The organism is Lebetimonas sp. JS085 (assembly GCF_000523295.1).
In the GTDB taxonomy this organism is placed as follows: domain Bacteria; phylum Campylobacterota; class Campylobacteria; order Campylobacterales; family Nautiliaceae; genus Lebetimonas.
Genome location: NZ_ATHR01000001.1, coordinates 698118 through 717563, shown reverse-complemented (window position 1 = coordinate 717563; position 19446 = coordinate 698118). Strand labels below are relative to the sequence as shown.

The following is a 19446-nucleotide window of genomic DNA, read 5'->3' as shown; positions in this document are numbered from 1 at the left end:
TTTAAATTATACTTAAATTTTTGGCAAATGCCAATCATAAACATATGCAAAAATTCTTAAAATTATTCCAAAAATAAAAATAAACGGTATCAAAAAATTATAATTAAAAAAATAAATTATAAAACCGATAATAATGCTGACGCTTCCGTAAAATTTTTCTTTTAATATAAAGGGAACCTCATTTATCATAATATCTCTTATCATCCCGCCGCCCACAGCTGTTATTAAAGCCAAAAAAACAACACCGAAAATATTAAACCCCGCATTTATTGCCGCTAAAGATCCGGAAATAGAAAAAGAGGAAAGCCCTATCGCATCGCTTAAAATAAAAATGGTTTTATTTTCAATATTTTTTTGATGAAATTTTAAATAAATTCCTATAATTACAACTATTAAAACCATGCTCCCTGCAAAAGAATTATTAAAAGCAAAAATATTTCTGTGAGTCAATAAATCCCTGATAATCCCTCCCCCGAGCGCTGTAAAAAAAGCGCTTAAAATTATTCCAAGCATATCAAGCCTGTTTTTAACGCCTATTATAAATCCGCTGACTGAAAAAGCTATTATACCTATAATATCCGCTATTTCTAACATTTTATCCTCTGAGCGTGGGTAATTGCCACAGCAATTGCATCAGTAATATCAAAAGGTTTGATTTCACTTTTTATACCCAGAATTTTTTTAACCATAAATGCAACCTGCTCTTTTGCGGCTTTTCCGTTTCCTGTTACAGCCCTTTTAACCTGGAGTGGGGTATATTCAAAAAAATTACCATGGATTTGCAAAATCCTAAGACTCAAAGCCCCTCTAAACTGGGCCAGTTTAAGAACGGTTTTCGGGTTAAACGCATAAAAAATATTTTCTATTGCGACATCATCTATATCATTTTGATATATATCATCAATCCCTTCTATAAGTTCGGACAATTGATACTGTAACTCTTTTTCTTTTATTTTTATAATTCCCGCATCTATCAGATGAATTTTTGGCTTTGTTTCAATAATTGCATATCCGCATCTGATGGTTCCGGGATCGATTCCCAATATTTTCATTATTTCCTTTCACAATTAATTCAGTTTTTATTCACATCTTTTTCACAATGTGAATAACTTATATAGACATTTATTTTAGGTTATGATAAAATTAAATTCACATAAATTTTCACAAATTTTTCAACATGTGAATAAAAAAATTTTCACAAAATTTATACAAAGGTTTAAATTGAACTTATTTGAAAAAATAAAAAAACACTTAAAAAGTGAAAATCCTGTGAATTATAATAAATTTTTAAAAAATTTAACACTCGATGAAGAAAATTCATCTTCATCGCATCTGATAATCAAAGCCGCAAATATTTTCATAGCAAGTTATATAAAAAGAAAATTTTTAAATAAAATAATTTCGCTTTATGAAAAAGAAACGGGAATAAAACCCAATATTGAAATTATAACCGGAAAAATAAAACCTAAAATTACAAATATTGAAGCCGCCCCTTCCCTTACCCAAATCAGTGTCCTGATTCCCGAATATACGTTTGAGAGTTTTATAGTTGGACCCTCAAACCAGTTTGCATACACAGCTGCAAAAAGTGTAGCTGAAAACCCCGGAAAAAATTACAACCCGCTGTTTATATACGGAGGCGTCGGACTCGGAAAAACACACCTGCTCCAGGCAATTGGAAATTACCTTAAAAACAGACTCAATGTATTGTATGTAACCAGCGAACAGTTTATGAATGAATTTATAGAAAACATAAGAATGAAGACACCTGAGAGATTTCATGAAAAATACAGAAACTGTGATGTGCTGCTTATCGACGATGTTCAGTTTTTTGCGGGGAAAGAACAAACCCAGGAAGAATTTTTCCATACATTCAATGAACTGTATAATCAAAAAAAACAAATCTGCCTAACAGCGGACAGACCTCCCAAAAAGCTTTATGACCTAGTAGACAGACTCAGAAGCAGATTTGAAGCCGGACTGATAGTGGATATCCAACCTCCTGAACTTGAAACAAAAATAGAAATAATAAGAAAAAAATGCGAATTAAACGGAATTTACCTTCCTGATGAAATAATAGAATATATTGCTACAAAACTCGATTCAAATATCAGAGAAATTGAAGGGATGATTACAAAAATAAATGCAATGTCCAAAATTCTCGGAGTAAACGAAATTACTCTCGATTTTGCAAAACAGGCGTTAAAAGAACATATAAAAGATAAAAAAGAAAATATTACACTCGAAGATATAATAGAATTAATTGCAAAAGAATTCAATATAAAACCAAGCGAAATAAGTTCAAAAAGCAGAAACAGAAATATTGTTCAGGCAAGAAGATGCGCCATTTACCTTGCAAGAGAATTTACCCAGGAATCAACTCCTAAAATTGCTAAATATTTTGGTCTCAAAGATCACAGTGCGGTAAGCCATGCTATAAAAAGTTTTAACAAAAAATTAAAAGAAGACGGGGATTTCAGAATGAAAATAGAAGAGCTCAAAAGTAAAATACAACTTAAAAAAAGTGAATAATGTGAACAAAAAAAATTTCACATTCACCAAGAAAAATTAGATATAATGGTAAAAAATAAAGTTTTTCACATATTAACGCTGCTTACTATTACTATTAAAGAAATTTAAAAAGGAGAAACAATGCATATCAAAATTGAAAAACCGTTAATGGAAAGCATATTATCAAATATAATGGGTTTTACTGAAAAAAAAGACAACACCCAGATAACATCACATATTTTATTAGAAGCAGACGAAGAACTGACGATAAAAGCTACAGATAAAGAAATAGGAATAAAACTATCAACAGAATGTGAAATATTAAAAAAAGGCAAAACAACATTAAATGCTAAAAAAATAAATGATATCGTAAAAGCCCTTAAAAACAAAGAAATTGAAATAATTTCCGAAAATGACAAAATAACAGTAATCCAAGACACCTCCGTATATAAGTTAATTTCATTCGATCCTAATCAATTTCCTGAATTTCCGACAACAGATAATTTGGAAGCAATAGATATAAATATAGATGAATTTCAGGATGCAATAAAAAAAATTTATCCGGTAATCGATACAAATAATCCGAAATATGAATTAAACGGTGCTTTATTTGATTTAAAAGAAAAATCAAATTTTGTTTCAACCGATACAAGAAGACTTGCTGTTTATTATTCAAATGCAAAAGCAAAAGAAAATAAAATAATAGTACCTAAACGTTCAATTGCAGAAATTAAAAGAATTATAAGAGATGATATGCAGATTTTTTATGACGAGACTTATTTAATTTTAAAAAACAAAAACATATTCTTTTTCACCAAACTGATAAATGGAAAATTTCCTACTTATGAAAAAATTATACCAAAAAATCTGATATATAAATTAAAAATTGATAAAAATGAATTTCTTTCCCATTTAAAACAGATAAGTATAGTATCCACAGAGGTAAAAATTACAATAAGAAAAGACAAAATTGAATTTGAAAGTATATCAGAAGAAAGTATGCAGGCTAAAACAAGTTTTGATTACAGCTGTGATATAGAAGAATTCACATTTGCCGTCAACAGCAGATATATAATAGATTTTTTAACGGTAATAGATACGGAAGAATTTATTTTGGGGTTAAACGAACCAAATATTCCGTTTATCTTAAACAGTGAGAATTTCCTGACAATAGTAATGCCTCTTAATATATGATATAATATTAATAAAATAAATATATTTTAAAGGTTATATATGGGTGAATACAAAGCTAAAAATATAAGAGTTTTAAAAGGACTTGAAGCTGTCAGAAAAAGACCTGGAATGTATATCGGGGATACCGGTGTAAGAGGTCTTCATCATCTGGTTTATGAAGTGGTTGATAATTCAATAGATGAAGCGATGGCAGGATATGCTAATAAGATAAAAGTAAAAATTCTTAGAGACGGCAGTGCGGAAATAGAAGACAACGGAAGAGGAATTCCCGTTGATATACATCCGGACGAAAAAATACCGGCAGCCACCGTTGTTTTAACGGTACTTCACGCCGGAGGAAAATTTGACAATAAAACATATAAAGTTTCGGGCGGACTTCACGGGGTAGGGGTGTCTGTAGTAAATGCCCTAAGTAAAAAACTGATAATGACTATTAAAAGAAACGGAAAAATATATAATCAGGAATTTGAAAGAGGCAAACCCGTAACCGATTTAGAAATAATAGGAGATACAAACAGAACAGGTACATCAATAAGATTTTGGCCTGATGATGAAATATTTGAAACCACTGAATTTAAAAGCGAAATTTTAAAAAAAAGACTAAAAGAATTAGCTTATCTTAATCCGAATATAACTATTTATTTTGAAAATGAAAATGACGGCGTTAAAGAAGTTTATCATTATGAAGGCGGAATAAAAGATTTTGTAAAAACTCTTACAAATAAAGAGTGCATTACAGATGTTATTTATACAAATGACCGTTATGAAGATGAAGAAAAAGCATTGGATTTGGAAATTGCTTTATGTTATGACAGCGGTTATGATGAAAAGGTTTTAAGTTTTGTAAACAATATTAAAACACCGGAGGGAGGAACGCATGAAAGCGGATTTAAAGCGGGGCTCTCTAAAGCGGTGATTAATTATATAAATAAAAATATGAAACTTAAAGACAATATAAAAATTACAGGTGATGATGTAAAAGAAGGAATCAATGCAATAATCAGCGTTAAAATGAGCGAGCCTCAGTTTGAAGGACAGACAAAAGGAAAACTTGGAAGTTCTTACGTAAAACCGATTACACAAAAAGTTACTTATGAATTTTTAACAAGATATTTTGAAGAAAATCCCAATGACGCAAAAATAATAGCGGATAAAGCAATAGCAGCATCAAGAAGTAGACTTGCCGCAAAAAGAGCAAGGGATCTGACAAGAAAACAGGCAAAAGTCGGTATCGGAACGCTTCCTGGAAAATTAGCGGACTGCCAAAGCAAAGATGCAGGTGAATCCGAATTGTATCTAGTTGAAGGAGACAGTGCAGGAGGTAGTGCAAAACAGGGACGTGACAGGGTTTTTCAGGCAATCCTTCCTCTTAGGGGAAAAATTTTAAATACTCAAAAATCTACGGATGCCAAGGCTCTGAGTTCTGAAGAGATTAAAAATATAATTACCGCACTTGGAACAGGTATAGGGGCTGATTTTGACATAGAAAAAATCAGATACAATAAAATTATTATAATGACCGATGCGGATGTGGACGGAAGCCATATCCAAACGCTTATTATGACATTTTTCTTTAATCATTTAAGAGAAGTAATCGAAAACGATTATTTATATATAGCCCAGCCTCCTTTATACAGATACAAAAAAGGTAAAATTGCAAAATATTTTAAAGACGAAAAAGAACTGAATGAATTTTTAATTGAGCAGGGTATAAATTCCATAGATATCACAGGAGTGGGAAAACCGGAACTCAAAGAATTACTCAAAAATGCGGCTTATTATAAACTGCTGCTTGAAAAACTTTCAATCAGGTTTAATATTCCTGAAGTCATAAGATATTTGGTAGAGCATGATTCAATTGAAGGTTTGGAAGAGTATTTAAAATCAATAGGATTTAATATTATTTCAAGTCATAACAACCATTTTTATATTCAAACAACAAGAGGACTTGAAGAGATAACAATTGATGAAAAACTTCTTAATCATCCTTTGTTTATAGAAGCTAAAAAAATTTTTAATAAATTAAAAGAATATAAAGATTTGATTGAAGGTGATTATTTGGAATTATTGGATGAGGTGGTTGCCAAAGCAAGAAAAGGTGCTAATATACAAAGATATAAAGGTTTAGGAGAAATGAACCCAGAACAGCTTTGGGAGACTACAATGAATCCTGAAAACAGGGTATTGGTGCAGGTAACTATGGAAGATGCCGAAGAAGCGGCCAAAAAATTTGAACTATTTATGGGAAGTGAAGTAGCCCCAAGAAGAGAATATATCCAGGCTAATGCAAAAGAAGTTGAAAATCTGGATGTGTAAGGAATAAAATGCAAATTTATTATAAAAATGGAAAATTGTTAATAGAAATTGATAAAGATATAGGTAATATTGAAGATATTATTGAATATCTAAGAATAAAAGAAATTTTTTATAAATCTAATAAATTAGATGAACAAGAAATTAACAAATTTTCTAATGAAATAAATGAAAATTATTATCGAAATTTTTTAAAAGATTTATTGGAAAAAAGAAATATTTATGAAAATAATAATTGATACAAATATTATTTTTTCTTCTTTGCTTTCTTCAAATGAAAAATATTTGAAATTATTTTTAAATAACAATTTTTATGCCCCTAATTATTTAGTGTATGAGATTTTTAAATATAAACCCAAAATAATAAAATATTCAAATTTAACTTTAAGAGAAATAGATGAGTTTTTTGCATTTGTATTAAAAAAAATCTATTTGGTAAATGAGGAAACATTATCAACACAATCGTTAAAAAAATCATATGAATTATGTAAAGATATTGACAGAAATGATATAAGTTTTGTAGCATTAACAATTGAATTGAATGGGCTTTTATTAACAGGGGATAAAAAACTTTTTAATGGATTAAAAAATAAAAAATTTAATAAATTAATTACTTTAGAGGAGATTTTATGAAATACGGAGAAAAAGAGATTGTTGAATTTAATCCTGAAAATATGGAAATATGGCCGAATAAAAACAAAAAAAATTATTTAATTAAAATCACCTTGCCAGAGTTTATGTGTAAGTGTCCAAGAAGCGGATATCCCGATTTTGCAACAGTTTATCTTGAATATATTCCTGATGAATGGGTGGTTGAGCTTAAAGCCCTAAAGCTTTATATAAATTCTTTTATGAACAGATACATTTCACATGAAGACAGTGCAAATGAAATTTTTGACACGCTTTATAACAAACTGAAACCAAAATATATGAAAATTACAATGGATTTTAATCCGAGGGGGAATGTTCATACCGTTATTGAAATAGACAGTGAAAAAATTAATAAAGAAAAATAAAAAATTTTATTATTTTTCCTCTTTTTTATCAGCAAATATATATAATTATTTAATTATGTCTACAAAGCTTTCTTATAAAGAATATCAAAATTTTAATACTATAGATAAAGAAGGTAGTGATTTTACTGAATAGCTATTTGAATATTGGATTTAAGTATTATATTAATTTTTTTAATTTTTAAAAAAAATGTTACAATATAAAAAATTAATAGTGTTTTTATTAAAGGCAGACAATGAAAATAACGGCTCTAAAAACTAATTATAAACCGACAGATATCGCAGTGGGGAGTGCCAGAAGCTGCTATTTTGGAAAGCATATAATAACTCCGGAAGGTGCTGCTAATTGGGATAAAAAAAATGAACTATTAAATTCCATTTTTAAAGCGGGGCATCATACAACGCTTATGCATTATCATTTTACTTTTTTAATTGAGGGAATGAGCAGGCTTTTAATCTGGAGATTACTTCATTCGCACCCTTTTTATAATTCCGAACAAGTCTCTCAAAGATATGCAAAAATGAAAATAGATAATTTTACATATCCAAAAAATGCCAATAAAGAAAAATGGCAAAAATATTATGAAAAAATGTTTTCTTATTATGAAGAATTAATTGAAAAATTAACTCCCGTTATAGAAAAAATACTTCCAAAATTTCAAAAAAAATCGGCTAAAAAAAAAGCACAGGAATTTGCAAGATATCTTTTGCCAATGGGTATGAATGCCCATCTTTACCATACAATAAATGTAATAACAGCCCTAAGGTATATCACAGCCGCAAAAGCAATCCCAGAAGCTAAAGATGAAGCAGCTGAATTTACAAATCAGTTAAAACAGCAGATGCTAAAAATAGATGAAAATTTGGCACCTTTAATAGAATTTGCAGAAAATGAAAAAGCAATTTTTCCAGAAATTGATATAGAGAAAATAAAAGAAAAACATAATATAAAAGAAAAAGTTAAGATTTTTGATATTGTGGATTATGATTTTAATTTAAATGCAAATTATGCCGGTGTTATGAGGCTTAGCAGTATGTATTTAGATGAAAGTATACTTGGAAGCTTTAATTCATATATAAAACTATCTCTTTCAGCCGATGCTCAAAATCAAAGACACCGCCGCTCGCCTGCTATTAGACCAAAGTTAGAGGATATTTACAAAATAGATTATTATATTCCACCGGTAATAGAAAAATTTGCAAAAGATTTATATGAAGAAGCTATAAATTATGCGTATGATTTTTTTGAAAAAGAAAGAGAAATTTTAGGCTTTTCTGAAGCCTCTTACGCACTTTTAAATGCTCATAATATTGAAATAATTGAGCATGATGATTTTAATGAATTTGCCCATAAGGCTCAAATGAGACTTTGTTATAATGCCCAGGAGGAAATTTTTGATATAGTATATAATCAGGTTAAACAGTTAAAAGATGCCGGAGTAAAAGCTGCTAAAAATTTCTTACCTCCTTGTGCAATAAGGTATAAAGAAGGTTTAAGGCCTGTTTGTCCCGAAGGTGATAGGTTTTGCGGTGTAAAGGTTTGGAAGCTGGATTTTGAGGATTATAACAGGATAATTTAGTGGGCGTTAAAGATTATTTATATTCTGAATTTGACAGCGAAATTGTAGATGAATTTTTAATGCTTTATGATATTATTGAAGATAATCTGGATCTTTTATTAGAAGAGTTATACACCAATCCGGAAGCTGTAAATGATCTTTTTAGAATGTTTCATAATTTAAAATCTGCCACGGCTTATTTAAAACTTAAAAGAATTTCAAATTATGCCCATTTAATTGAAGATATTTTAGACAAAGTAAGAGGAAAAGAAAAAATTCCAAAAGATGTAATTGAGTGGCTTTTTGATGCAACAGCTCAAATTCACAAATGGTATGATGATATTGAAAACAATAGAGAATTAAGTAATGCTGATATGAGCATATTAAAAAAACTTCCAAAGGTTTAAATTGCAAAAAATATTTGAAGAAAGAATTAATAAAATAAATCCTGAAATTTTAAAAGGTTTAAAAGAAAAAAAAGAATTTTCTTTTAGGATAAACAGGCATAAAGCCGATTTAAAAGTAATTGAAGAACTTAAAAAAGAAGGATTTTCTCCTAACAAAGTTGAATGGAATAAATATGTTTTTACGCTGCCAATTGAAGAGCGTAAAAAAATAACTAAATCTTCTGTTTATACACAAAATAAAATCTACATTCAAAACCTTTCATCAATTATAGCAGCGATTAGTTTAGATGTAAATGAAAATGACTGGGTTTTAGATCTTGCAGCAGCTCCAGGTGGAAAAAGTTTAATTTTTAGCGAAATTGCAAAAAAAGTCAGTGCGGTTGAGCCTGATAAAAAAAGATTTTTTAGAATGAAAAGAAATTTTAAAGAACACGGTGCAAAAAATATCCAAACATATAATAAAGACGGGAGATTTGTTTATAAAGCAACGGGTAAAATGTTTGATAAAGTGTTTTTAGATGCACCGTGCAGTTCAGAAGCACATATTGATGGAGAAGTTACATGGTGGAATTTAAAAAGGGTTAAAAGATTTTCAAAACTTCAAAAAGAACTTATAATTTCCGCTTTTAACTGTTTAAAACCGGGTGGTGAAATGATTTATGCAACATGTACTTTTTCTCCTGAAGAAAATGAAGAAAATATAGACTTTTTATTAAATAAATTTTCAAATGCCGAAATTTTGGAAATTAATTTACCTATTGATAATATTCAAGAAGGCATAACTAAATGGGAAGATAAAGAATTCAATAAAGAAGTAAAAAAGGCAATAAGAATACTTCCCACCGATGCTTATAGCGGTTTTTTCTTTTGTAAAATAAGAAAAAATTAATCTTTTTTAAATTTTTCTTTTGCCGCTTTCAAAGCACTTATTACATCATCTATATTTTCATATGGAATGTGTGCTTTCCAATCAGGTTTATCTCCATTAATTGAAATACCAATACTTACAACCGGTTTACTTCCTTCTCCGTAAGGTTCTTCTATATGAGTTATGCTAATAACCCCTTCTTTTGTATGTGCAAGTGGAAATTCTGCTATAGGTATTGTTTTTTTCATATTCCTCTCCTTTTTTAATTCATTATACCATATTTAAAAATTTTTCAATTTCTTTTTGCAAATGTTTTAAATCTTTAGAGTTATCTATTACAAAATCAGCTTTAAGTTTTTTTTCTTCAATATTCATTTGATTGTTTATAATTGATAAAGCCCCTTTTTCATCTACTTTATCCCTCTTTATTACTCTTTTTATTTGAAAATCTTTTGGGGTATATACAACTAAAACTTTGTCAAACTCAGGATAATTTTGTTTTTCAAAAAAAAGTGGCAAGTCTACAAAATAAACAACACCATCTTTTTCATATTTTTTGGCAAGTTCTAATACCCGTTTTTTTACTTCCGGCAAAATTATATCTTCAAGTGTTTTTAATTTATCTTTGTCGTTAAAAACTATTTTTCTAAGCTCTTTTCTGTCATCTGTTCCAAAAATTTTTTTTATCTGTTCTTTTTTTGTGTTAAAAACTTTTCTGCTTATTTTATCTGCATCTATTATTTTATATCCGTAAAGTTTTAGTAAAGATGCAACGGTGCTTTTGCCAGTACCTATGCCTCCTGTCAAAACAATAGCGTTTTTAAATTTTTCATTTTTCATTTTATAATTTTATAACGTCTTTTATTTCTTCAAAAATATGTTTTGGCATTACAAAAGAAGCCAAATGAATGTCAGTATGATAATAATATGCATTTTCTACAAAATCGCTTCTGTGTCTAATGATATCGGCTGTAGGATGAGGTTTTTTGCTTGCAAATACAAGTGGGTAAATTTTATTTTCTTCAATGTAATAATATGGAAGCACTATATAAAAAACTTTGCTTAAATTTTCAAACAAAGCCTTATCTGTTAAACTCTCAGCTGTAGTAATATATATGCCTTTGTCGTTTAGTTTTTGATATATCCTTATATAATCTGTGGGTGTATCTTCTATTATAAGATCATATTTTTCTTCGCTGTCTTCATTGAAAATATCAAATTTAGCAGTTATTATTTTTTTAAACTCATTATTAAATTCACTTGGAGCTAAAACCTTAGTGCCCTCACTAACACATGCTCCAACAAGTGCCATCATCTCTTTTTTAATTTCACTCATTTTAATCCTTTTTTGGCTTAATATAGCAAAAAAATTTGAAATTTCAAAAAAATTTAGATATATTAAGACAAAAATTATCTTAAAAGGAGAAAAAATGTATACAGTTGATATTGAAAAAAGATGCGGATGTGTAAAAAAAGACACTAGCTTAGAACTTCCAAAAACTTTTAAGGATAAAAAAGAAGCGGAATTTGAAGCACTGAAGTTAGCAAATTATATGAATGCCAATTATTGTAAAAAACACAGGTTTTTTGTTAATGAAGAAGGGAATAATTTTACAATCTGTGTAGAACTTTCCTGTCCTAAAATTAGTTAAAAATTTAACATTGACATTTGTAATTAAACATTAATAAGGTTTTTTTATGGTTGTACATTTATGCTGCAGTGTGGATGCCGGATATTTTATAAAAAGGCTAAAAGAGGATTATCCGGATGAAAAAATTACAGGCTATTTTTACGACCCGAATATCCATCCATACAGCGAATTTAAATTAAGAAGTATGGATACAAAAAGAATTTGTGAAAAATTAGGGGTTGAATATATTGAGGGTAAATATGATTATGAAAGCTGGTTAAAGGCTGTAAAAGGGTATGAAGAAGAGCCTGAAAAAGGAATTAGATGTTCAATATGTTTTGACCATTCCCTTGAAGCAACAGCTAAATTCGCCAAAAAAATAGGGGAAAATAAAATAACAACTTCACTTCTTATGTCTCCGATGAAATCCCAGGAGCAGCTGTCATCAATCGGAAAAGCGGTAAAAAGAAAATATGATGTCGATTTTTTAGTGGTTGATTACAGGAAAAAAGGCGGTACGCAAGAGCAGCAGTTATATGCAAAAGAAAATCAGCTTTACCGTCAGGATTACTGCGGATGTATTTACGGAATCTGGCAGCAAAAACAAAATCAGGAAATTATTGATGAGCTTATTTCTCCATATCCATTTCAGATACTTCCAGCAAGTATAGAAGAGAGGTTAAATTTTTATGAAAATAGAATGAAGTTTGAAGAAAAAGGAGTTGAATATAAAATTGAAAAAGAGAGCTTTTTAAATTACAGACTGCTTCGTCAAAGTGTAAAATTTAAAGTGAAAAGTGAAATAATTTATAGTTATGTTTTATTTTATTCATATTTAGATAGAAAACAAAGGGTTAGAATTGAATATATTAAAAATGGAGTTGGATATGCAAACAGGGTAAATATTATATTTATCCCAATTAAAAAAGTAAATGAAATTTTGAATAAATATTATAAAAATGTAAAAGAGCTTTTTTTAAAACCGTTAAATATAAAAGAAGAATTAAAAATTAGAAATATTATTACAAACACACCGTTTAATCTATCGCCTATAATAGTTTTAGATAAACTGACGGATAAAACAATTGATATAAAAATAGAAGCTAAAATATATCCTGACACACGGGAAATTTTGATATAATTTTTAAAAAAAGGAAAAGAATGGTTTACAATATTAATGAAATTCAGGAAATGCTTCCACACAGATATCCTTTTTTATTGGTAGACAGAATTACCAGTGTAAAAACAGGAGAATATGTGGAAGGTTTTCTTAATATTTCTATTACAAATGCTGTATTTCAGGGGCATTTTCCTGGCCATCCCATATATCCAGGTGTTTTAATAATTGAAGGTATGGCTCAAACCGGAGCAGTTTTGCCTTTTACTGTAATGGATAAAAAAGAGTTAAAAAACAAAGTTGTATATTTTATGAGTATAGATAATGCTAAATTCAGAAAACCGGTAAGACCAGGGGACAGATTGGAATACAGGGTTTCAACTGTTAAACAAAGAGGGAAAATCTGGATGCTTCACGGGGAAGCATATATAGATAATGAAATTGTAGCCGAAGCAGATTTAAAAGCTATGATAATGGATAAATAATGAATAATATAAAAGGCAAAATTGGTAAAAACTGTAAAATAGGAGAGGGTGCAATAATTGATGAATTTGTAGAAATAGGGGATAACTGTATAATAGACCCATATGCCGTAATTACGGGATATACAAAAATAGGAAATAATAATCATATATTTTCCCATGCAGTTATAGGAAGTATTCCTCAGGATTTAAAATATAACGGTGAAAAAACCTATCTTGTAATAGGTGATAATAATAAAATCCGTGAATTTACTTTAATAAATCCAGGGACCCAAGGCGGAGGCGGAGTGACAAAAATAGGTAATAACAACCTTTTAATGGGATATGTTCACGTGGCGCATGATGTAATAATAGGAGATAACTGTATTTTGGCAAATGCGGCAACTTTAGCCGGGCATGTGGTTTTAGAAAACAATGTTGTAATCGGGGGCATGACTCCGATTCACCAATTTGTAAAAATAGGAGAATTTGCCATGATAGCCGGTGCGAGCGCTTTAAGTCAGGATATTCCTCCTTATTGTTTAGCTGAGGGAAACAGGGCAAAACTAAGGGGTCTTAATATTACAGGGCTTAGGAGAAAGCTTGAGAACAGAAACGATATAGATGAACTTAAAAAAGCTTATAAAGAACTGTTTGAAAGCGGAAAATCGTTAAAAGATGTAGCAAAAAAAATACTGGAAAATAATCACAATAAATATGTAAAACATTTATGCGAGTTTGTATTAAATTCAAAAAGGGGAATACCGTATGTTAGAAAAGTGTAGTTTTTGTGGAAGTGTTGAGAGTGAAGATAACCCTCTTTTGGCAGCACCGGACAATAAGGCTTTTATTTGTAAAAACTGTGTAATAACCGCTTATGAAATTATAATGGGGGCCGAGGAAAAGCAGGATAAAAAAAATAAAAAAAGCGAGCAGATAAAATTATTAACTCCAAAAGAGATAAAATCCCATTTGGATGAATATGTAATTGGTCAGGAAAGAGCTAAAAAAATTGTTTCAGTTGCTGTTTATAACCATTATAAAAGAATACTTTACGGTGAGAATCAGGATGTAGAAATTCAAAAATCAAATATTTTGATGATAGGGCCTACAGGAAGCGGTAAAACATTAATAGCAAGAACTCTTGCAAAGCTTCTTGATGTTCCTTTGGCAATAGCAGATGCAACTTCTTTAACGGAAGCCGGGTATGTAGGTGAAGATGTTGAAAATGTTTTATTAAAATTAATTCAGGCTGCCGACTGGGATATTGAGAGGGCCCAAAGGGGTATTGTATTTATAGATGAAATTGATAAAATTTCAAGACTTTCTGAAAACCGCTCCATTACGAGGGATGTATCCGGAGAAGGTGTCCAGCAGGCGCTTTTAAAAATTATAGAAGGAAGTATAGTAAACGTTCCCCCTCAGGGTGGAAGAAAACATCCGAACCAGGAGTTTATACAAATAGACACAAGCAATATTTTATTTATATGTGGCGGTGCATTTGATGGACTGGGTGATATTATAGAAAAAAGGCTTGAAGGTTCAACCGTTGGATTTTTGGGAAATGCAAAAGCAAAAATGAAAAAAGATGATATTTATGCATTAGTTGAGCCAGAAGATTTAGTTAAATATGGTTTAATTCCAGAACTTATTGGAAGACTTCCGGTAATTGCAACATTAAGGGAACTTGATGAAGATGATTTAATTAGAGTTTTAACTGAACCAAAAGATGCACTAATTAAACAATATCAAGCTCTTTTTGCACTTGATAATGTTAAACTTACTTTTGAAGAAGACGCTTTAAGGGCAATTGCCAAAAAAGCCATTCAAAGAGGCACAGGAGCCAGAGGGCTCAGGGCAATTCTTGAAGAAGCAATGGTTGATGTTATGTTTAATTTGCCTGAATACAGGGGATATGAAATAATTATTACAAAAGATGTAATAGAAAAAAAGAATGAGCCTATTCTTATAAAAAGGAATAAAAATGCTAAATAAATTATTGGGGCTTTTCAGCAGTGATTTAGCAATTGATTTGGGTACTGCAAATACGCTTGTAAGCATTAAGGGAAAAGGTATAATTATCAACGAGCCGAGTGTTGTAGCCATTCAGGATGATAAACATAAAAGAAAGGTTTTGGCTGTAGGTCTCAAAGCAAAAGAAATGGTCGGAAAAACTCCTAAAAACATAGTGGCAATAAGACCTATGAAAGACGGGGTAATTGCCGATTTTACTGTAACTGAAGAGATGATAAGACATTTTATTCAAAAAGTTCACAACAGAAAAACCCTGATTCGTCCAAGAATTGTAATCTGCGTGCCTTTCGGATTAACCCAGGTTGAAAGAAAAGCCGTTAAAGAGTCTGCCATGAGTGCGGGGGCTAGGGAAGTTTATTTAATAGAAGAGCCGATGGCTGCTGCAATCGGGGCAGGGCTTCCTGTAAAAGAGCCTCAGGGAAGCATGGTAATTGATATAGGCGGCGGTACGACAGAAATAGGTGTGATATCTTTAGGCGGTTTGGTGGTAAGTAAATCAATCAGGGTCGCAGGAGATAAGTTTGATAAATCCATAGTTGATTATATAAATAAAAAATATAACCTGATTATAGGTGAAAGAACAGCGGAAGAAATTAAAAAAGCAATAGGAAGTGCCGTTAAACTTGAAGAGGAATTGACTTTGCAAATTCAGGGTAAAAACAGAATTTCCGGGCTTCTTGAGACTATTACAATTACAAGCGAAGATATCAGGGAAGCTCTTAAAGAGCCGGTAAAAGATATAGGTGAAGCTGTAAAAGAAGTTTTGGAAGATACCCCGGCTGATTTGGCAGGGGATATTGTAGAGAACGGTATTGTAATGACTGGAGGCGGAGCCCTTCTCAGAGGGATTGATTCATATATAAGCGATTTGGTTAACCTTCCTGTATATGTGGCAGAAGAGCCTCTTTTAGCCGTTGCAAAAGGTACCGGAAAAGTGCTTGATGAAATAGAACTTCTTTCAAGTATCAATGAGTAAAAAATTAATTTTAATTATAAGCTTATTATTAGCTTTTTTCTTTTCTTTTCTTTTTAAGGATTTTATAATTGAATCTTCTTTATATGTCGGGAACAGTGTTCTTTTTATAAAAAATAAAATTTATGAACAAATAAATGAGCATTTTAATCAGGCGGAAAAAATTAAAAATCTTGTTGAAAAAAATGAACTGCTGGTAAACAAAATAAATAATCTGGAAGCTAAAATTAACTCTTGCAGAGATTTAAAATATTTTAAATATATAAATAAACCCAATCTGACATTTGTTTATACCCTCTCTTATGCCTCAGTGCCTGATTTCAGTAAAATTTATTTAAATTATCATAAAAAATTAATTAAGCCTAAAGGATTGGTTTATAATAATTTGGTTTGCGGGGAGGTTATTAAAAACATAGGAAATTATTCACTGGCTATTCTTAATTCAAATGAAAAAACAAGATATACCGTTTATATAGGAAAAAATGAAATTCCAGGTATTTTTTACGGAAAAACAGATACATTAAAATATATTCCCAAATTTAAACATATAAATGTAGGGGATGAGGTTGTTACAAGCGGGCTTGACGGTATTTTTTACAAAGGTGCGAAAGTTGGTATAATAACTGAAATAATACAAAAGAAACTTTATCAGGAGGCAAAGGTAAAGCTTTTTTATAATGATTTACATCCGGAATTTTTTTATGTAATTGAAGGAGGTAACAATGGAAATTGAAAATACATTAAAAAAAATGGGCCTGGTGATTGAAAAATTGGCTGGGAAGGTTGATGAATTAGATAAGAGGGTTTCTAAATTGGAAGAAAAATCAGGAGACGTTGAAAAAAAGTTCTCAAGCAAGGATTTTCAGACTCAAACCCAAACTCAGACGAAACATTCTTCAAGCAGTTCCTTAAGTGGTTTTGGAAATAGTTTTTTGGGCTCCCTTACAGGTTCAATGGCCGGGATGGGACTTTATCATTTATTGTTTGATCATTCCGTTACCCCCGAAAATTTTGGAGAATCTCTTGGAATGGATACAAATGAGATAAATGAAACAACCGGTAATAATTTTGATTATATTGATGAAAGACTGGGTGAAATTGATAATAAACTTGATGAAATTGATCAAAAACTGGATGAAAATAATTCAGCTAACAGTGATGATATAATGGATAATGATTATTATGAAAGTTATGAAAATAATTTACCTGACAATGATTTTGACAGCGGATTTGACGATTTTGACGGAATTGATGATGTTTAAACTTCGCAGACTATTTCTCTAATTCCTTTTTTTTCTGTTATTTCCATGATTTTAATATCAGGAAAATTTATTTTTAAAAGTTCATTAATGTTTGAAGGTTTATTTACAGCTATAATTCTTGTAAGTTTGCCTCTGTAAGCCTTGGCAAAATGGCTAACTATTTTATTGTTTTTTATAAATTTAAAAGTAACTGCGTTTTTCGGTTTATATATTTTTTCATAAAATTTGGCTCTTAAATCTATAAATTCTTCATGTTTGTTTATTTCATCCAGAATAGGGGTAAATATTTCCTTATGCATTTTATAAATATCAAATCCCGGTTTTGCCCCCTGTTTAAGTGTATAAAAAGGTATTAAATCTTTTGCGCTAATTACTCCAAAAAGATTGGAAAAAATAAACAGATTGTCATCTATATAATTTTGAGATTCTTTATCCAGGGAAGGATAGTCTAAATGTTCAAACGCAACCCCTGAATATCTTAAAATCGCTTTTTTTGTAGGACGTGTAAAAACTGAAGATTTATCATCACCAAAATTTTTCGTATCTGTATTCTTTTGCAAAAACTCATCATACTTTTTAACAATTTCAACTCTTTTTTTATATATTTCAGGGAATATAAAAGAGTCTTTATTAATAGGAGAAAAATCTCTCCCCTTTGTTTTTCTTTCGCTCGGGGCTAATAAAATTTTCATAACTGAATTATGAATATTGAATTTTCTCTTTTTAATTTAAGTAGTGCATCACCCCTGTCCAATCCTTTTAACAAAGTTTTCAATTCATTTATTGAGTGTATTTCAACCCATTTTCCCGTTTTTACAGTTTTAACCGCAAGTATAATGTCGCCTTTTTGAACGCCCACCATTGAAGGATAAGAATTTGGATTGACATTGTCTACTTTTACTTCATTTTTTTCTTCTTTCAAAGTAAGGCCTTCAAGCAGTTTAATATTTTGAATTTTTTCTTTTTTTACTTTTAGAGCTTTTAATTTTGCCTTTAGTGTTATATATTTTCCGTTTCTGTATACGGTTAAAGTAATTTCGGCCCCCGCTCCTTTAAATGCTATTTTATTTCTAAGTTCGCCTGCATTTTTAACTTTTTCACCGTCAACAGCCACAATAATATCCCCAGGTTTTATTCCTGCTTTACTTGCAGCGGAATTTTTTTGAACCTTGTTTACAAGTACACCGTGGTCAATTCCGTACAGTTTTGCCTTGCTTGAATCTATATTGCTAATCATAACCCCAAGGTAGCCTCTTACTACTTTCCCTTTTTCAATAAGTGAAGTTGCTACAAATTTGACCATATTGCTTGGAATTGCAAAACCTATTCCGTTATTTCCGCCGCTTTTTGTAATTATTGCGGAATTTATCCCTATAAGCCTTCCTTTTAAATCCACGAGAGCTCCCCCGCTGTTTCCGGGATTTATGGCCGCATCGGTTTGAATGAAGTTTTCATAGGAATTTAGTCCAATCGAAGTTCTGTTTTTTGCGCTTATAATTCCGTGTGTTACACTCTCTCCGAGTCCGAAAGGTTCACCTATAGCCAAAACAACATCCCCCACTTTTACTTTGTTTGAATTTGTAAAAGTGATAGGATGTAAATTTTTTGCTTCTATTTTTATAACTGCAATATCTGTTGCCGGGTCGCTTCCTATAAGTTTTGCTGTATATTTTTTCCCATCAAATGTTTTTACTATAATTTTAGTCGCTCCCGATACAACATGGTTATTTGTAACAATATATCCGTTTTTGGAGATAATCACGCCGCTACCGAGTGCATATTCTTTCTGTTCTTTCGGAGTGTTTGGAACATTTCCGAACGGTCCGAAGAATCTTTTAAAAAACGGGTCGTTGAAAAATCTTCTGAACTGATCGGGAATTTTTATTTTTACTATTTTAGTGGTGGAAATGTTTACAACGCTAGGGATTACTTTTTTTACTACCGGTGAAAAGGACATAACCTGATTTTGATTAGGCGCAACTCTGTTTAATGTGGAATTGTCACTTTTTATATTGATATTTCCTGCCAACAGGGCAGCTGCTAAAAATGAGCTTAATATAATCTTTTTCATAACCTCTCCTTAAAAGTTTTTGTTTTCATAAG

24 protein-coding genes are annotated in these 19446 nt (G+C 30.6%); 17 read left to right on the top strand and 7 right to left on the bottom strand.

Annotation, left to right across the window (positions count from 1 at the left end; genetic code table 11):
• Window positions 1-12: 12 nt before the first annotated feature.
• Entirely contained in the window at window positions 13-594 is a 582-nt protein-coding gene (locus DZ68_RS0104015) for a trimeric intracellular cation channel family protein (protein WP_024790740.1), read from the bottom strand.
• Window positions 588-1052 carry a crossover junction endodeoxyribonuclease RuvC gene (gene ruvC / locus DZ68_RS0104010; protein WP_024787359.1) on the bottom strand — a complete coding sequence of 155 codons (465 nt, stop codon included), beginning with the start codon at window positions 1050-1052 and terminating at the stop codon, window positions 588-590. Before ruvC ends, DZ68_RS0104015 begins: the two co-directional genes overlap by 7 nt.
• A 169-nt stretch (window positions 1053-1221) precedes the next feature.
• Between ruvC and dnaA the strand changes: the two genes are divergently transcribed.
• The 9 genes from dnaA to DZ68_RS0103960 all read left to right on the top strand — a co-directional run bounded on the left by dnaA (window position 1222) and on the right by DZ68_RS0103960 (window position 9886).
• A complete protein-coding gene (gene dnaA / locus DZ68_RS0104005; protein WP_024787358.1) occupies window positions 1222-2532 on the top strand; it encodes a chromosomal replication initiator protein DnaA in 1311 nt (436 codons plus the stop codon).
• A 120-nt stretch (window positions 2533-2652) separates the two neighbouring features.
• Window positions 2653-3705 (top strand): DNA polymerase III subunit beta, encoded by a 1053-nt coding sequence (gene dnaN, locus DZ68_RS0104000; protein WP_024787357.1) that lies wholly within the window; start codon window positions 2653-2655, stop codon window positions 3703-3705.
• 39 nt (window positions 3706-3744) lie between these two features.
• Window positions 3745-6021, top strand: coding sequence for a DNA topoisomerase (ATP-hydrolyzing) subunit B (gene gyrB, locus DZ68_RS0103995; RefSeq protein ID WP_024790739.1), 2277 nt, complete (start codon window positions 3745-3747; stop codon window positions 6019-6021).
• A gap of 8 nt (window positions 6022-6029) precedes the next feature.
• A complete protein-coding gene (locus DZ68_RS0103990) occupies window positions 6030-6257 on the top strand; it encodes a hypothetical protein (RefSeq protein WP_024790738.1) in 228 nt (75 codons plus the stop codon).
• Entirely contained in the window at window positions 6241-6651 is a 411-nt protein-coding gene (locus tag DZ68_RS0103985; protein WP_024787355.1) for a PIN domain-containing protein, read from the top strand. The genes DZ68_RS0103990 and DZ68_RS0103985 overlap by 17 nt, the downstream gene beginning before the upstream one ends.
• Window positions 6648-7034, top strand: coding sequence for a preQ(1) synthase (queF, locus tag DZ68_RS0103980; protein WP_024787354.1), 387 nt, complete (start codon window positions 6648-6650; stop codon window positions 7032-7034). Before DZ68_RS0103985 ends, queF begins: the two co-directional genes overlap by 4 nt.
• Window positions 7035-7267: 233 nt before the next feature.
• Entirely contained in the window at window positions 7268-8611 is a 1344-nt protein-coding gene (locus DZ68_RS0103970; RefSeq protein ID WP_024787353.1) for an FAD-dependent thymidylate synthase, read from the top strand.
• The gene (locus DZ68_RS0103965; RefSeq protein WP_024787352.1) at window positions 8611-8997 is read left to right on the top strand and encodes an Hpt domain-containing protein; all 387 of its coding nucleotides are present in this window, start codon (window positions 8611-8613) and stop codon (window positions 8995-8997) included. The genes DZ68_RS0103970 and DZ68_RS0103965 overlap by 1 nt, the downstream gene beginning before the upstream one ends.
• Window position 8998: 1 nt before the next feature.
• Window positions 8999-9886 (top strand): RsmB/NOP family class I SAM-dependent RNA methyltransferase, encoded by an 888-nt coding sequence (locus DZ68_RS0103960; protein WP_024787351.1) that lies wholly within the window; start codon window positions 8999-9001, stop codon window positions 9884-9886.
• Here the strand turns inward: DZ68_RS0103960 and DZ68_RS0103955 are convergent.
• From DZ68_RS0103955 to DZ68_RS0103945, 3 genes are read right to left on the bottom strand one after another with little or no spacing between them, the layout of a single operon-like run.
• The gene (locus tag DZ68_RS0103955) at window positions 9883-10113 is read right to left on the bottom strand and encodes a hypothetical protein (RefSeq protein ID WP_024787350.1); all 231 of its coding nucleotides are present in this window, start codon (window positions 10111-10113) and stop codon (window positions 9883-9885) included. The two genes, DZ68_RS0103960 and DZ68_RS0103955, sit on opposite strands and share 4 nt — an antisense overlap.
• 22 nt (window positions 10114-10135) lie before the next feature.
• Window positions 10136-10705, bottom strand: a complete 570-nt coding sequence (gene coaE, locus DZ68_RS0103950; RefSeq protein WP_024790737.1) for a dephospho-CoA kinase — start codon at window positions 10703-10705, stop codon at window positions 10136-10138.
• 1 nt (window position 10706) lies between these two features.
• Window positions 10707-11201, bottom strand: a complete 495-nt coding sequence (locus tag DZ68_RS0103945; protein ID WP_024787348.1) for a spermidine synthase — start codon at window positions 11199-11201, stop codon at window positions 10707-10709.
• A 94-nt stretch (window positions 11202-11295) separates the two neighbouring features.
• Here DZ68_RS0103945 and DZ68_RS0103940 point away from each other — a divergent pair, with 94 nt between their 5' ends.
• From DZ68_RS0103940 to DZ68_RS0103905, 8 genes are read left to right on the top strand one after another with little or no spacing between them, the layout of a single operon-like run.
• Window positions 11296-11517 (top strand): hypothetical protein, encoded by a 222-nt coding sequence (locus DZ68_RS0103940; RefSeq protein ID WP_024787347.1) that lies wholly within the window; start codon window positions 11296-11298, stop codon window positions 11515-11517.
• A 46-nt stretch (window positions 11518-11563) separates the two neighbouring features.
• Window positions 11564-12637, top strand: a complete 1074-nt coding sequence (locus tag DZ68_RS0103935; protein ID WP_024787346.1) for an epoxyqueuosine reductase QueH — start codon at window positions 11564-11566, stop codon at window positions 12635-12637.
• 20 nt (window positions 12638-12657) lie between these two features.
• Complete coding sequence (gene fabZ, locus DZ68_RS0103930; protein ID WP_024787345.1) at window positions 12658-13098, top strand: 3-hydroxyacyl-ACP dehydratase FabZ; 441 nt, start codon at window positions 12658-12660, stop codon at window positions 13096-13098.
• Window positions 13098-13859 (top strand): acyl-ACP--UDP-N-acetylglucosamine O-acyltransferase, encoded by a 762-nt coding sequence (gene lpxA, locus DZ68_RS0103925; RefSeq protein ID WP_024787344.1) that lies wholly within the window; start codon window positions 13098-13100, stop codon window positions 13857-13859. The genes fabZ and lpxA overlap by 1 nt, the downstream gene beginning before the upstream one ends.
• Window positions 13843-15069 carry an ATP-dependent Clp protease ATP-binding subunit ClpX gene (clpX, locus tag DZ68_RS0103920; RefSeq protein WP_024787343.1) on the top strand — a complete coding sequence of 409 codons (1227 nt, stop codon included), beginning with the start codon at window positions 13843-13845 and terminating at the stop codon, window positions 15067-15069. The genes lpxA and clpX overlap by 17 nt, the downstream gene beginning before the upstream one ends.
• Window positions 15059-16084 carry a rod shape-determining protein gene (locus DZ68_RS0103915; protein ID WP_024787342.1) on the top strand — a complete coding sequence of 342 codons (1026 nt, stop codon included), beginning with the start codon at window positions 15059-15061 and terminating at the stop codon, window positions 16082-16084. Before clpX ends, DZ68_RS0103915 begins: the two co-directional genes overlap by 11 nt.
• Entirely contained in the window at window positions 16077-16814 is a 738-nt protein-coding gene (mreC, locus tag DZ68_RS0103910) for a rod shape-determining protein MreC (protein WP_024790736.1), read from the top strand. Before DZ68_RS0103915 ends, mreC begins: the two co-directional genes overlap by 8 nt.
• The gene (locus tag DZ68_RS0103905) at window positions 16804-17343 is read left to right on the top strand and encodes a hypothetical protein (RefSeq protein WP_024787339.1); all 540 of its coding nucleotides are present in this window, start codon (window positions 16804-16806) and stop codon (window positions 17341-17343) included. Before mreC ends, DZ68_RS0103905 begins: the two co-directional genes overlap by 11 nt.
• Here DZ68_RS0103905 and DZ68_RS0103900 read toward each other — a convergent pair.
• Window positions 17340-18035 carry a YaaA family protein gene (locus tag DZ68_RS0103900; protein WP_024787338.1) on the bottom strand — a complete coding sequence of 232 codons (696 nt, stop codon included), beginning with the start codon at window positions 18033-18035 and terminating at the stop codon, window positions 17340-17342. The genes DZ68_RS0103905 and DZ68_RS0103900 overlap by 4 nt on opposite strands.
• Window positions 18032-19414 (bottom strand): Do family serine endopeptidase, encoded by a 1383-nt coding sequence (locus tag DZ68_RS0103895; RefSeq protein WP_024787337.1) that lies wholly within the window; start codon window positions 19412-19414, stop codon window positions 18032-18034. The genes DZ68_RS0103900 and DZ68_RS0103895 overlap by 4 nt, the downstream gene beginning before the upstream one ends.
• Window positions 19415-19446 lie beyond the last annotated feature (32 nt).